Annotated in this window: 15 protein-coding genes; 5 read left to right on the top strand and 10 right to left on the bottom strand. The window is 64.3% G+C overall.

Annotation, left to right across the window (positions count from 1 at the left end):
* The 7 genes from QOC76_RS21635 to QOC76_RS21605 all read right to left on the bottom strand — a co-directional run.
* Nucleotides 1-237: wax ester/triacylglycerol synthase domain-containing protein (locus tag QOC76_RS21635; RefSeq protein ID WP_526360218.1), on the bottom strand; the 237-nt coding region annotated here is incomplete at its 3' end.
* A 130-nt stretch (nt 238-367) separates the two neighbouring features.
* Nucleotides 368-1,447, bottom strand: coding sequence for an NAD-dependent epimerase/dehydratase family protein (locus QOC76_RS21630; RefSeq protein WP_526360216.1), 1,080 nt, complete (start codon nt 1,445-1,447; stop codon nt 368-370).
* A gap of 97 nt (nt 1,448-1,544) precedes the next feature.
* Complete coding sequence (locus QOC76_RS21625) at nt 1,545-2,465, bottom strand: SDR family NAD(P)-dependent oxidoreductase (RefSeq protein ID WP_526360214.1); 921 nt, start codon at nt 2,463-2,465, stop codon at nt 1,545-1,547.
* A 4-nt stretch (nt 2,466-2,469) separates the two neighbouring features.
* Entirely contained in the window at nt 2,470-2,820 is a 351-nt protein-coding gene (locus tag QOC76_RS21620) for a DoxX family protein (RefSeq protein WP_526360212.1), read from the bottom strand.
* Between the two features lie 45 nt (nt 2,821-2,865).
* Entirely contained in the window at nt 2,866-3,453 is a 588-nt protein-coding gene (locus QOC76_RS21615; protein ID WP_526360210.1) for an alpha/beta fold hydrolase, read from the bottom strand.
* Complete coding sequence (locus QOC76_RS21610; protein WP_526360208.1) at nt 3,450-4,586, bottom strand: VOC family protein; 1,137 nt, start codon at nt 4,584-4,586, stop codon at nt 3,450-3,452. The genes QOC76_RS21615 and QOC76_RS21610 overlap by 4 nt, the downstream gene beginning before the upstream one ends.
* 40 nt (nt 4,587-4,626) lie before the next feature.
* Nucleotides 4,627-6,258, bottom strand: coding sequence for an FAD-dependent oxidoreductase (locus QOC76_RS21605; protein ID WP_526360206.1), 1,632 nt, complete (start codon nt 6,256-6,258; stop codon nt 4,627-4,629).
* A 106-nt stretch (nt 6,259-6,364) separates the two neighbouring features.
* Here QOC76_RS21605 and QOC76_RS21600 point away from each other — a divergent pair, with 106 nt between their 5' ends.
* The 3 genes from QOC76_RS21600 (at nt 6,365) to QOC76_RS21590 (ending at nt 8,415) form a co-directional block, all read left to right on the top strand.
* Nucleotides 6,365-7,024 (top strand): TetR/AcrR family transcriptional regulator, encoded by a 660-nt coding sequence (locus QOC76_RS21600; protein WP_526360204.1) that lies wholly within the window; start codon nt 6,365-6,367, stop codon nt 7,022-7,024.
* A 211-nt stretch (nt 7,025-7,235) separates the two neighbouring features.
* Nucleotides 7,236-7,922 carry a TetR/AcrR family transcriptional regulator gene (locus QOC76_RS21595; RefSeq protein WP_526360202.1) on the top strand — a complete coding sequence of 229 codons (687 nt, stop codon included), beginning with the start codon at nt 7,236-7,238 and terminating at the stop codon, nt 7,920-7,922.
* Nucleotides 7,923-7,956: 34 nt separating this feature from the next.
* On the top strand, nt 7,957-8,415 hold the full coding sequence (locus QOC76_RS21590; RefSeq protein ID WP_526360200.1) for a VOC family protein: 459 nt from the start codon (nt 7,957-7,959) through the stop codon (nt 8,413-8,415).
* A 567-nt stretch (nt 8,416-8,982) separates the two neighbouring features.
* Here the strand turns inward: QOC76_RS21590 and QOC76_RS21585 are convergent.
* The 3 genes from QOC76_RS21585 to QOC76_RS21575 are packed head-to-tail and all read right to left on the bottom strand — an operon-like array spanning nt 8,983 to nt 11,764.
* Nucleotides 8,983-9,729: an SDR family NAD(P)-dependent oxidoreductase gene (locus QOC76_RS21585; RefSeq protein WP_526360198.1), complete on the bottom strand. Its 747-nt coding sequence runs from the start codon at nt 9,727-9,729 to the stop codon at nt 8,983-8,985.
* 14 nt (nt 9,730-9,743) lie between these two features.
* Entirely contained in the window at nt 9,744-10,841 is a 1,098-nt protein-coding gene (locus tag QOC76_RS21580; protein ID WP_526360196.1) for an LLM class flavin-dependent oxidoreductase, read from the bottom strand.
* A 2-nt stretch (nt 10,842-10,843) separates the two neighbouring features.
* Nucleotides 10,844-11,764 carry a fumarylacetoacetate hydrolase family protein gene (locus tag QOC76_RS21575; protein WP_526360194.1) on the bottom strand — a complete coding sequence of 307 codons (921 nt, stop codon included), beginning with the start codon at nt 11,762-11,764 and terminating at the stop codon, nt 10,844-10,846.
* Nucleotides 11,765-11,994: 230 nt separating this feature from the next.
* On the opposite strand from QOC76_RS21575, the gene QOC76_RS21570 reads away from it, so the two are divergent.
* Together QOC76_RS21570 and QOC76_RS21565 are read left to right on the top strand one after the other, a co-directional pair.
* Entirely contained in the window at nt 11,995-13,134 is a 1,140-nt protein-coding gene (locus QOC76_RS21570; protein WP_526360192.1) for a VOC family protein, read from the top strand.
* 23 nt (nt 13,135-13,157) lie between these two features.
* The gene (locus QOC76_RS21565; RefSeq protein WP_526360226.1) at nt 13,158-14,003 is read left to right on the top strand and encodes an SDR family NAD(P)-dependent oxidoreductase; all 846 of its coding nucleotides are present in this window, start codon (nt 13,158-13,160) and stop codon (nt 14,001-14,003) included.
* The last annotated feature ends 128 nt before the right edge of the window (nt 14,004-14,131 follow it).

The raw sequence follows: 14,131 nt of genomic DNA, 5'->3' as shown, positions 1-14,131 counted from the left end.
CGAACGGGCGCGGTCGAACGGCGTCATCGCAATCTGCTCGGCGGTGGCCAGCATGTCGGCGAAGGTCGCGCCGTCGGGGAGCCGCACGCGCCGTACGTGATAGTGCAGGTCGAAATCGGGATCGACGACCCAAGCAGGGACGCCGACGCCCAGCATCGGCTCGACCACTCGCTGCCGGAAACGCGGCACGAACCGCGTTGCCCATTCATGCGCGGCCAGGAACCTGTCCCAGTCCACGTCGAGCTCCTCCAGCGCACAGATTGTCGAGCGCAACCGCGCTCGGCGACAGGCCAATTCGTGAGATCTCGATGCAGTCGCGCGCACTTCTGCGCCGCCACCCCCACCAGCGCAGCCTCGTGCGCAGGGCTCAGTAAGGGTGTTCGCCAAGCCACTTGAGATAGTCTTCAAGCGCTTCCTCGAACGTGTATTGGGGACGCCATCCGGTGTCGTTGGTCAGCAGATCCGCAGTGAATCCACTCGACGGATACGGTTCCGCTCGAAGCGTTTCCGGATCCAAGTTCACTTCTCGTGCGGCATCTGGACGTATCCGATAGAGGGTCAGCAGCTGTTCGCGTGCGCTGGTGGTGTAGCCGCTGGACAGGTTGTAGATGCGGTGCGGAAGGGCGTCGGCATTGATCATGCTCGTAAGCGCATTGGCCGTGTCGCGAACGTAGGTCAGTGGGGATACGGCGATCACGCTCCACAGGTCCGACAGCGGCACGCCCATGTATCCCGCGCCGGCCATCAGATTTCCCTTGCCCGCGACCGTATGAACAGCACGGCTGATGGGACTACCCATCTCCTTGTAACCCGGCCCGAACTGAGTCGGAATCCGCAGCACGGCAACGTCAAGCAGGTGTTGGTTCAGCATCTGATTGGTGTGCACCGTCGCCGACCCGCCCATCTGCCAGGGAGCGGCATAGTCGAGCGCGATCCGTTCCAGGGACCGTTTGACGGAGACCTCAAACACCGGTAGCGCGAGTGCTCTGCTCCCATCGGGCGCGGTATAGGCGCCCATGGCGTCGGGATGGTCATCGACCGTGGCCTGCACGGGGAAGCGCGTGTCCTCGGTGAATGGCGGTGCGACGCCGCCATAAACCGCGATCGAGCTCACGAGTACGAGGCGCTTCACGCCCGTCGCCTCCGCGGCTTCCAGACAATTGAAGATCATGTCGTAGTTGCCCCGGTTCGACGTGCGGGTCTGCGCGTGTTGGTGAGCCTGTGCAGCGTGTATCACCGATTGAAAGTCGTAGCGGCTGAACAGATCAAACACTTCACCGCTACGCGCGAACTCCATGGGTTCGACGGTGACCAGCTCGCGGAGGTCGCCCAACTCTTTCTCGATTCGGTCGTGTCCGTGACGAGCGGTGATCACGACTGAAGTGCCTTCGGCGGCGATGGCGCGGGCGGTATTCAGCCCGACCAGTCCTCCGCCACCGGTGATCAAGATATGAGACATCGTTGGCTACCCTTCCGAACGGCGGAGCGACGTGCGCTCTGGTTGGTGTAACTCGGCTGCGGTGGTTGGCGACCTACGCAATGGGCTACGCATCACCCACTCCTATGAGCTGGAGTCGCAGCGCATCCAGTTCGGTGTCGGACTTTTCCCGGACGAAACGCAGAATCTGTTCCGCGTCGTCGCCAACGGCCGCGCGGATTGGTGGAGGCACCTGCTCGACCAGCTCGATCACCCGGTCGGCGGACGCCTCAGCGCTCAGACCGGCGTTCTGCATGTTGTTGAGCGCATCGCTGAACTTGCCGAAGGCGTCGCCATAGAGTGCGCGTTGCTCGCCGGTCATGGTGTCCGCCAGCCGTTTCAGAGCGGCGGCGGTCTTGGCGGGCCCTCCGGTGCGCATGTTGCCGGCCTGAGCCATCACGAAGGCGACCCCGAACGGCTTGAGCTCGGCGCGATAGACATCGGCCAACGCCTCAAATGCTGCCTTGGAGGCGCTGGAGGGACCGTCGAAGGGAACCGGCAACCGGCCGGTCATCGCGCCGATCTGGACGATGCGGCCGCGAGACTTGCGCAGCGCCGGAAGAAACCCGTTGATCACAGCCAGCGCACCGAAGACATTCACTTCGAACTCGCGTCTGATGTCGTCCAACGGGATGACTTCAAGCGGTCCAGGCGTCAGAGTGCCGGCATTGCTGATGAGCACGTCAAGTCCGCGCTCGCCCACCTCCTCCGAAACCTTCCCCACCCAGGACGTGACCGCACGCTGATCGGTGATGTCAGCAAGGGTCACAGCGGCATTGCCGGCCGATGCATTCTCCAGGTCGGCGGCATCCTTTTCTGATCGGGCGGTGCCGAAGACTCGATAGCCCTTCGCAGCAAGCTTGATGGCCAGTGCGCGTCCCAGCCCGCTGCCCGCCCCGGTAATGGCAACGGTGGGCTGGTGTAATTCCATTGTGTTGGACACAGTTTCACTCCTTTGGGATCTGATGGTCAGTCCAGCTTCGAACAATCGGTCAGAGCGAGACGATCAGTAAGCCCGCCGTCACGACAGCCAACACGAGAAGCAGCGCGGCGGGGCCGGCGTGGCGAAGGTCCCCCACGCGGGCATGAGAACCGATCCCGCCGACCATTAGCAGGCCCAGCCCGACTGCGGCGGCGATACCAAGCGCGGGAACGGCCAGTCCCACCGCCAGCCCGAGACCGCCAGCGACTTCCAGCGCGCCAACCACGCGCCATAGTTGCGCCCCGACACGTAACTGGTCGCGCATCTGTAATGACTGTTTGGCACCGACGAGCTTGAGACCGCCCGAGCCGAGGAACGCTACCGCTAGAAGCACGCTAAGAACGATGGTGGCGATGTGCATTTTGAACCTTTCGTTGAGGGTTGACTATCTGACGTTGGGCGGTCCTCATGCGAACCGCCACGTGGGGTTGAGATGATTGCTGAGCTGGCGCAGGCACCACTCCAGAACGGCGTCGCTAAAGGCCGCGGGATTCGTCAACATCAGCCGATTGACGTCGTCAGGGTGTGTTTGCACCTCGACCGGGCCAGCGCCGGCTCGGGCCGCGGTGAGGCCGGACGTCGTGTCCGTTCCCCCGATGATGCACAAGACCGGCTTTGTGTTCTGCTGCGACGACGAGTCCAGCGGTGCGGGTAAGACGGGCGGGCTCGCATCACCGATCAGGACCGCGCCGAAGAAGACATCGGAGACTTGGAGCGTGTGGTAAATGGCCGTGGCGCTGAGGGAGGATCCCACCAAGAACACAGGCAGCCGCGTCGTTTCGGCGACGTGCGCGCCCAAGGCGACCAAGCCGTCAGCCCGGCCCGCGCCGCCGAGACGGTCGTCCGGCGTCCACACGTCCACGCCTCGATCGGCGTGGCGCGTGCAGAAGTTGTCCAAAATGCCGGGATGGGAGGCGATCCCGGGGTGCGCGACGATCGCGTGGTCGGCCTCTACGCCGGCATAGCGACAACCTCGGACGTAGTCGACAGTCACTGACTCAGGCCCTTCAGCATCCCGACCAGCCGCGCGAGATTGATTTCGTTGTCGTCACGCAGAGCTCTCGCGACGTCGCGGATCATCCGCGGAGATGGGTTGGTACCCAGGAATTTCCGGTTGATCGGCGGTCCCCATTGGGCGAGGCCGGATGCGGTCAGCGGGGCCCAGCCGGGTTCGATGGTGTTGTCGAACAGGTCGCCGTCGGTGAAGTGCTCGACCATCATCTTGTCGGGGTCATGCCAGTAGTCGAAGATCTGACTGCCCAGAATGTGGCGGCCCATGCCCCAGACGCGTTCGTACCCTCGGTGTAGCAGGTACTCCCCGCCGGCGGCCACCGCGTCCAGGTCAGTGACCTGATATGCGGAATGCATATAGCCGTTTGCGGGTCCCAGGTTCAGGGCCAGGGTGTGGTGATCGGAGGGTGCCGTCCCGCGATCGCAGCGGATGAATGCCATCGCCGGACCGCGGTCCCGCTGGCCGGGCACGTACTGGAAATCGCTCACGATCATCCCGAGGGTGTCGAGATACCAGTTCAGGCTGCGGAGGAAGTGCGGTGTCTGCATCACCACGTGGCCGAGGCGCTGGACCTGTGCGGGTTCGCTGGGCGGACGCTGGGTGGAGTTGATCCGCCGTTGATCGCTGCCGAAATTGAGTGTGTGCACCCGCTGTTCGGGCACGGCCGGCAGATCGTTCCGCCCGTGGTAGACCCCGACGGCGATTCCACTCGGGTCACACAGTCGCAGGACGTAACCCTCGCCAGGTTCATCGAGTGGTTCGACGCGCCGATTGTTCACCCACGCCAGCGTGTGCAGATCCGCCGCGTCGGCCGCCTTGAACGTCGGACCGATGAACCGGGACCGGGCACCTTTGCGGATCACCACAGCGGGCGTGCCCGGCAGTGATCCCCGCAGATACAAGGTTTTGGGTTCATGCGCGGCGACCGCGAAACCGAAGGCCCGCGCGAAGGTTTCAGCACGGTCAAGGTCCGGCTTCTCGAATTCGAGCCAGGCCAGGTCGGTGACTTTGATCGTCGGATTGATGGAGCGTCCGCTGTGCTCACCCCGGTTGGGTCCGTGCTCGCTGTGGAGGTCTGCGTGCCCGTCGACGGCGATCAAGTGGTGATTCTTCACGAGTGTCTCCTGCGGAGTGAGAGCCTTGAGGGTGTGCTTGTCATCGCGCGCCCCGCGCACGCGCGATGATGTCGGCGGGGTCGGCGATGGTGGTGCCGCTCCAGGAGATGTGCAGGTCTGGGCGGACGAGGACCAAATTGTGGCGATACAGCTGGCACAACCGCGGGTCGTCGAGGACGAGGTGACGCACCGGCATTCCGACCAGTTCGGCTTCGTCCAGGAGCCGCTTGGCGTCGCTGGGTCCGGGGACGGCGTCGACGAGGGTGTAACCGCCGCCGAATTTGTCGAACAATGTTTCGCCCTCGGCGACAACGACATTCGGCGCGCGGTGCCCGGGCCGCACCGTGGGCACGAATGTGCGCCGATCCCAGGGAGGTGCTTCATTATCCGTCGCGCACACGATGGGAGAATTGTCGTAGCGGACGTCGAGTTCGACCCCAAGACTTAGGTTTTCGGCGTCGTTTGCGATGATGAATTCCGCGATCGCCGCGCGGTGAGCCCTTCCTTGGTCGCTGTCTTCGCCGATGAGGTGCGGGGCGACCATGTCTCGGTACTGCAAATGGACCATCACGTTCTCAACGGACGCGTTGCGGTTGCGATCTCCGATGGGGCGACGCTCGGCCTCATAGCTGGTCAGCAGGCCTGGTCCGCCCCAGCCGTGCAGCGAGCCGGCGAGCTTCCACCCGAGGTTGAACGCGTCACCCAGACCGGTGTTCATTCCGAAACCGCCGGTCGGGACCATCGTGTGGGCCGAGTCACCGGCGAGCAGGATTCGGTCCCGGCCGTATTGATCCGCGAGCAGCGCGTTGGGCCGCCACACGCTCGACGCCAGGATCTCGTCGATTTCGATTGGGCGCCCCAGTGCTCGGGCGACGAATTCGGCTGTGTCACCGATGGGATCGGGATCGTCGACGTCGGCTCCCAAATCTACGTGCAATGTCCAGGTGTCGACCTCGTCCTGCGCGATCAGGATCGCCCCGCCGGTGGTGTAGAGGTGCCAGAACTGGCCCAGAGCGTGCAGGTCGGCAACATCCGCGGATCGGAAGTGCACCAGGGCGAACGTGGTGATGTCCTTCGCGCCCTCCATCGCAATCCCGAGCTCTTGACGGGCGCGGCTCGATGCGCCGTCACATCCGACGAGATAGCTAGCCCGGATCTTCAGTGCCTCACCTCTGTCGTCCACGATGGTGGCTTCCACCGCGTCACCAATCTGAGCGCACATCTCGAGCCGCCACCCCTGCCGGACGTCGATCACCGGGTCGCGCTTGCAGCGGTCCATCATCACCGCTTCGAAGATCGCTTGCGAGCAGCGTTGCCACGGCTGACCCGGAAGGGTGCCGTCGGGCGAACCCTCCAGCGTCGCCCGCTGATCGTCAACGGAGGGCAGAGCCCAGCGGGTGATCTCCGGACCGTCGAGCCCTGGCGCGAAGATCACGTCGAACGAATGCCGCGGCGCCACCCCCAGGCGGCGCAACTCGTCATCGACGCCCAACCGACGCAGCAGCTCCATGCTGGCCCCGTTGGTGATGTCCATCTTCGGGAAGTGAGTCGTGTGCGTGTTGCGTTCGACAAGAACGCAATTGATGCCGTACCCGGACAGCACGCTGGCGAGGACGAGACCGGTCGGTCCCCCGCCAGCAACAAGGACTGGGGTGTCGAGTGTCTGTGTCATGGCGTAAAGACTCCTGTGGCTGCCGAACCGTTCTGCGCCTACCATAGGGATTAAGTTGCTAGTTGTCAACATAAATGTTGTCGTCGCGTCTGGCATAATTTGTCATATGGCTTCTACCCAGGCATCGCAGGGGCGTCGCGGTCGCCCAAAGACCGCGGACTCAACGCCGCTGAACGACATACTCGAGGCCGCCCTCGTGGCGTTCGCCACGTACGGATACGACGGCGTTTCGCTGCGAACGCTCAACCGAGATCTCGGTGTCAGTCACAATCTGATCTATCAGCGCTTCGGCAGCAAAGACGATCTATGGCGGGCCTCGGTCGACTACGGCTTCAGCCCGCTCCTGCGCATCATGCAGGGCATTTTCGATCCAACCCTGACCGAGCCGCTGGAACAGTTGCGCCTGGCGATCCGCCGCTACGTCGTGTTCTCGGCCGACCACCCTCAGTTGGTTGCGTTGATGAACATCGAGGCCCGTCAGGACACCGACCGGTTGAGCTACATCTACGACACCTACATCGAACCGGCACTGACGGGCGTCGGGCGGCTCCTGCTGCACCTCGCCGAAGGGGAGACGATTCGTCCGATCTCGTTGCGGGAGTTCCACTTTCTGATCGCGCACGGCGCGGCCGCGCTCTACAGCCTGGTGCCGCTGGCGCTGCTGTTCGACCCAGCCCCCCCGTGCGACCCCGCAGCCATCGAAGAACACGCCCGGCTCGTGTCGGATCTGATCGTCGAGGGTCTGCGGTTGGACCCGAACCGTTAGTCCCGGTTGACGACGCCGCGGCGCGCGTCGCCCGCCGTGAGGTCGACTACCAAACCGACTCGGCGCGGCCGATCACGATTCGTCCGGACGATGCAGTCGGCAGCGGATTCCTGACATGCGACAAATAAATATTTGTCATGTATCATATTCATTGTTACCCTGAAGATGTAGATGCGCCGTCACGGCCACCTGAGGATGCAGAATGGAAGCCATGAGTGCACCGTCGCGACGCAGGCCGAGTGGCCGGCCACGCAGCGAAGATTCGCCCGCCTCGCTGGACGACATCCTTGGTGCGGCGCTGAAAGCTTTTGCCACCCAAGGCTATGACGGTGTGGCGTTGCGAACTCTCAACCGAGAGTTGGGCGTGAGCCACAATGCGCTCAACGGCCGTTTCGGCTCGAAGGAAGCGCTGTGGTACGCCACTGTCGACTGGGCATTCCAGCCTCTGGTTCTGCGGCTGGCGACGGCGTTCGACCCCACCGTTATCGACCCGCTCGACCAGCTGCGAATCACCATGCGCACATTCTTGGAGTATTCCGCCGAGCGGCCTGAGCTGCTGGGCTTGATGAACATCGAGGGCCGGCAAGATACCGAGCGGTTGGCTTATATGTACAACACATACATCCAACCCGCGCTCGCACCGGTGCAGCGCCTGCTCGATCACCTCGTCGCCACCGGACGGACACGGCCGATCTCGCTGCGCACATTCAACTTCTTGCTTGCCCACGGTGCCGCCGCGCAATTCACTCTCGGTCCCCTCGCGCGGCATTTCGACCCCGCTGACCCGCTGGAGCCAGCCGCGGTCAAAGCCCATGCCGAACTTGCCGCGGACCTCATCGTCCGGGCACTGGAGATCGACCCTGCGGAGTTCGACGAACCGCCATCGCGCCAGTCTTAGCTGGCGTCGCGGAAGGAATGAGGAGACAAGGCCCATGGGAACCGACAGTCAACAACTTGATGCGGCGGTGACCGCGCCCGGGCGCGGCCTGGACTCGCTGGCCTTTGCTTGCACCGTGGTGGTCGTCGCTGACCTCGACCGATCCTCGCAGTGGTACCAAAGCGTGCTGGGCTTCACCGAGCACGCGCGCGTCAGGATTGACGGGGCCAATGTCGTGCTTCTGGAGGGCGCGGGAACCCAGCTGGAACTCATCGAGGGCGATGGGCCGACCGTATCGACCGAGCCCAGCCTATGCGCCGATCCCCCACATCATCTGCTGCCGAAAGGGAACAAGTTCCTCGCCTTCGCTGTCGAGGACCTTCAACGCGCGACCGACCAACTCCGCGACAAGGGCGTACCCATCATCTGGCGCGACAAGCAGCTGGCGCCAGGAATTCGTTCGACGGCGATCCGTGATGCCGAAGACAATTTCATTCACATCGTGCAGCACTGAATGGCATAGTCGACGTGCGAGCGAACGACTCTCGCTTGCCCGGCTGAGCCGTTACTTCTTCAACGAATATTCCAGATTTGCCAGCACACCGATTTGGCCGAGCAGGATGGTTCCGGAGTAGTAGCACTCGAACACGCTGACCTTCCCCGTTCGCCGGAACACCTCATTGAGTGTGATTGGCGGGGAACGGCCGATCTCGGTATCCCGATGCTCCCTGACCGCACAACCATGTCGCGGAAGGCCCCCGAATGCACCCGTGGCGGCACCGGTCCCCCCGGGTCGCGCCGATGTCGGGCCGGTCGGCAGCCGGCCTGTGATCGATACACGCGGGTCACGGAAGGCCGCGGGAATGTCGGTGGGACTGTCCGTGATGGGTATCGCCGCCGCGGTGGGGCTGGGCCTAGAGATGATCGACGCGATCGCCACCCGTGCCCGCGCGCAGGATCTCCGCAATGCGGGACCGGCCGGCGTGTGCGGCGGACGCGGCCATCCTGGTGCAGCCCATCTCCCCGTGAAACACGGGCTGCACCATTCAAATTGGCGGTCGCGCCGCCTGCCGGACGGTTCTTAGACCTGTTCGGCGCCGCCGTCGATGAACAGCTCGGCGCCGGTCATGAAGCTGCTTTGGTCGCTAGCCAGAAACACGACAGCGGAGGCGATCTCCTCGGGTCGACCTACCCGGCCCAGCGGAACCGTCGCCGCAAAGGCGGCCAGCAGCTGTTGTTCTTGGCCGGCCGGTGCGGCGCCCGTGAGTCCCGGTGTCTCAACCGGCCCGGGAACCACCGTGTTCACCCGGATCTGCCTGGGGGCCAGTTCAGCCGCCCAGGTCCGGCCGAAGGAGCGGACCGCTGCCTTCGACGCGGCGTACGCGCCCATGGCGGGCGTACCGCTGGAGGCTGAGCTCGACCCGGACAGGATGATGGACGCACCAGAGTTCAAGAGCGGCAAGACTTTCTGCACGGTGAAGATGGTGCCGCCGACGTTGCGGTTGAACGTGTCGAGGAAGTGTTGCGGTGTCATATCGGCCAGCGGCGCCAACTCTCCCCCGCCGGCATTGGTGAACACGACGTCAAGGCCACGTCCGTGTGCCTTGACGACGTCGGCGACCCGGTCCACATCGTCGGGGTCGGTGACGTCGGCACGAATACCGGTGGCCGAGGCGCCAATCGATGCGAGTGCCTCATCGAGGCGTTGCTTGTCGCGGCCGGTGATGAAGACATGCGCGCCTTCGGCCGCCAGCCGCTGGGCAGCGGCAAGACCGATGCCTGAGGTGCCGCCGGTGACCAGGGCGATCTTATCGTTGAGCTGTCCCATGATGTTCTCCGTTTCTACTGGTTTTCTACTGGTGGATCGGGGTTCTTGATTGTGCTGCAGAGCCCGCGCCGATCACGGCGACCGCCTCGTGTCGCGCTCGGCTCGAGGACGGCGGCAGCGCGCAATGTGGGTTCGAAGTCGGTGCCGAGAATGGCGGTCAGCACCGGGTTGGTGACCCCCGCATCGCGGTATCGCTGGACCCCGTCGTGAACGGCGACGTCGTCGCCGATGGCGCACAGGCGATCGATGAATCGCTCACTGATGGCTAGCTTTTGAGCGTCGACATCGGATGAAGCAGCATCGAATGCCGCCACGTCACCGGCGAAGCCCGCCGCCTGGAACATCGCCCGGTAGAACGGCAGGCCGAAATACCGGTGCAGCTCGTTGCGCACACCTGCGAGAGCGGTTGCGCGGTCGTGGGTCATCGCCGAGGGCACCGCGGCCAGGATGTGAAATCCCTCGAGCGGCCTGCCGGCGCGATCGCGGCCCGCGGCCACTTCCGGCACGACCACATCACGCACGTACTGCGACGGGCAGGCCCACAGCACCACGCCGTCGGCGATCTCACCGGCCAGGCGCAGCATCGCCGGTGACAGCGCCGCCTGATAGATCGGGATGTCGGGGCGCGGCGTCAAGCCCATGAACGAGAAGTTCGACGTCCAGCGCTGGCCGGTCGGCGGGACGTCGCCGGCCAGGATCGCGCGGACGATGCCGATGTATTCGCGCATTTCGGCTGTGGGCTTGCCGATCTGCTGGCCGTGCCAGCCGCCCATGGTGATGCGGTGGCCCACGCCGAGGCCGAGTCGGAAACGGCCGCCGGAGATGTCGTCGACTGTTGCCGCGGTCTGGGCCATCGATGCCGGCGAACGGTGATACAGCGGTGCCACAGAGGTGCCTATCGCTACCCGCTGCGTGCGCATTGCCAGAGCCGCGGCCATCGTGAACGAGTCACGAGCCGCGATGTGAGACAACATGATCGAGTCATAGCCCAGTTCGTCGGCCAGCCGTGCGTGACCGACCGCGTCGTTGAACGGCTCGAGCGCCGGAATGGCACAACTGATCGCGGCTTGCATCGCATTTCCCTGCGCGGCGGAGACGGTTTCGGCGGTCATTGTCAGTTGTCCTGCGGCGTCGGGGCAGGCTCGGCAACGACGGGGTTCTCGATGGCGCCGATGCCTTCGATCTCGACGCGCACGCGCTGACCTGGTTGCAGCAGTCGTCCGGAGAAGAGGCCCACACCTCCCGGTGTGCCGGTTGCCACCAGGTCACCTGGCTCCAAGGTGCACACCCGTGACAGCGCTGAGATCATTTCGCCGATTCCGGTGACCATCTCGGCGGTGGAGCCCTCCTGCCGGAGTTCACCGTCCACCCAGGTGCGCAGTTTGAGGTCCCCGGGGTCCAGCTCGTCGGCGGTGATGATCCACGGCCCGAGGGGCCCGTGGGTGTCGAAGCTCTTGCCCGGCCACATGGTCGGGGTGTTCTGTTGCCAGTCCCGGACCGACACATCATTGCCGACGGTGTAGCCGGCGATCGACGCCAGCGCAGTCGCCGGATCAGCGCGCCGGACGCGTCGCCCGACGACTGCGACGAGTTCGCCTTCGAAGTCCAACATCTCCGAGTCGTATGGAGCCAGGATGGGGTCGTACGGGCCGGTGATGCAGGACACCTGCTTGTTGAAGAAGGTGGGCAGCGTCTGATCCGGAAATGCCTGGCGCAGATGGCCGAAGCGCTGCATCTGCTCCGCGTACCGCGGCTGATTGGCGGCCTCCCGGATTTCGGCCAGGTGTGAGGCGTAATTGAATCCGATCGCCAGGTACTTCGACGGGCGGGCGATCGGCGCGCCGAGTGTCACTTCGGACAACGGAGTGCGCTGGCGCGCACGCGCGGCCTGGCGGTTGACCTGTTCGGCGACGTCGCGCCCGGCAGCCAACAATCCGGTGATGTCGGACGGGACGCCGTCGAGGTCGGCCAGGGCGACAACGTCATCGTCGATGACCACGCCGGCGCCGCCATGGTTGTAGCTCACGAGTTTCATCGGGTCTCCCTCGTCGGGTAGAGCGCGTCGATCTGTGCCGCGTACTTCCGTTCGATCGGCCGGCGCTTCATGGCTGTCCTTCGCATGACTGCCAAGCTATCCGGTTATAGGGCGCCTGTCAAGTTTTATCTTGACGGATATCAAGTTATCGAGCTACGGTGAAGTCGCGGTGCGGGGCGACGAATCACACCCACACCTCACCCACCCAGTCCATCTGGAAGGAGCGCCACATGAGAAACCACCGAGACGCCAGCGTCGTCGACGGGCACGCCGATCTGCACAGCGAGCTCGGCCCGAACCGGGGCGAACACAGCGGCCGTGCCATCAACCCGACGATCAAAGTCACCGATCTGGCCTGGCTGGAATTCGAGAAGCCGGATCTGGACCGGGCCGAAACATTTGCGCGGGCTTTCGGTTTCGCGGTTGCCGCACGCAAACCCACAGCCTTGTATCTGCGTGGATCACTGCCAGGAGCGCCATGCGTGCTGATCCGCAGGGGCGCTCATTCTCGCTTCGTCGGGCCAACGTTCAAGGCCGGCGAGGCCGCAGATCTGCAACGGCTGGCACGAGCCACCGATCGTCGCGTCGAACCGCTCACAGATCCATCCGCGGGCAGCATCGTGCGGCTTGACGACCCCAGCGGATTCGCCGTCGGGGTGGTCCACCTCAGCGGCGAGCTGTCGGCGCTCGCCGAGCAGCAAAACCAGATTCTGAACTTCGGTGCTGAACCGCACCGGATCAACGCGACCCAACGGCCGCCGCGGGCGCCTGCGCTAGTACAGCGCCTCGGCCACGTGGTGTTGCAGACTCCCCACTTCGCGCGCGCCCTGAACTGGTATCTCGACACACTCGGGATGATCGTGAGCGATTTCCAGTACGCACCCGACCAGCGCGAACGCGGTCCGGCGCTGGCGTTCATCCGCTGCGATCGAGGGACCTTGCCGGCCGACCACCACACACTGGCGTTGAATTTGGGGCCGACGGCCAGCTACAGCCATTCCGCGTACCAGGTCACCGACTTAGACGCTGTTGCCGCGGGCGGGGAGTACCTGTTGCAGCGCGGATACGACCGAGCCTGGGGAATTGGACGCCATGTTCTGGGCAGTCAGATCTTCGACTACTGGCACGACCCCGACAAGCTGACGGTCGAGCACTTTACCGATGGCGACCTATTCGACAACACCGTCGAACCCGGATGGTCCCCGTTGACCGCATCCGGCCTCTCCCAGTGGGGGCCACGGGTAACCCAAGAATTCCTGGGCGCCAAGCCCTCGCTGCGACTGGTCCGCGACGTTGTCGCCGGCTTGCGGGGCGACAATGAGATCAGTCTGTCGCGGTTGTCCGGCATGGCTAACGGGCTTCGCCAGTGACCCGGCTGAAGCCGCCATTTCGGCTGGCGACCAAAGTGAACCGAGCCGAGTCAGTTTGCGGAAAGGTTGTCGTCGTCACCGGAGGCGCCCGCGGGATCGGGTTGGCCACCGCGACCGCGCTGCACCTGCTTGGGGCCAAGGTCGCCATCGGCGATGTCGATGAGCCAGCGGTCAAACAGGCCGGCACAGACCTTGGGCTTGACGTGTGCGGCAGGCTCGACGTGACCGATCACGACTCGTTCGTCTGCTTCCTCGACGAGGTGGAAAATCGCTTGGGGCCCGTCGATGTTCTGGTGAACAACGCGGGTATTCTCCCGGCAGGCAGGGTGATCGACGAACCCGACGCCCTCACCCAGCAAGCACTCGCGATCAACGTCTACGGCGTGATCCTGGGAACGAAGCTCGCCGCGCGGCGCATGCTCAGACGTCGCCGCGGCCACATCATCAACGTCGCATCGGTGAACTCCGAGACGCCGTCGCCGGGGGTAGCAACGTACTGCGCCACCAAACACGCCGTCCTCGGGTTCACCAATTCGGTTCGCGCGGAACATCGCGGCACCGGTGTCCACTACTCGGCGGTCCTCCCGGCGATGACCAACACGGAGATGATCGCCGGCATCGACCAAGCCAGGGGCCTGAAGAATTCCGAACCAACCGATGTCGCAAGAGCGATCGTCGATCTGATCCGCAAGCCGAAACGACGTGTCACGGTCACCCGGTCGGCCGGAGTCGTGCTCGTGATCCAACGGATTCTGCCCGGCGGCGTCGCGGACGCATTGAGGCGCTCAATCGGGCTGGACCATCTGTTTACCGACCGCATCGACGTTGGCAAACGCGCAACGTACGAGCAGAGGGTGCAAGGCACTTGATAGGTCTCGACATGGCAGTGGACCCAGGTATCCATCCCTCGACGCGTGAAGCCGGCTGCACGGTGCCCACCGAAGGGTCGGCTGACAATATTTTAATTGACAGTTGTCATATTGCCGGATACGCTTGC

It is taken from the genome of Mycobacterium sp. (genome assembly GCF_032159565.1).
Classification (GTDB): Bacteria; Actinomycetota; Actinomycetes; order Mycobacteriales; family Mycobacteriaceae; genus Mycobacterium.
This window is presented reverse-complemented; position numbering and strand designations above follow the sequence as displayed.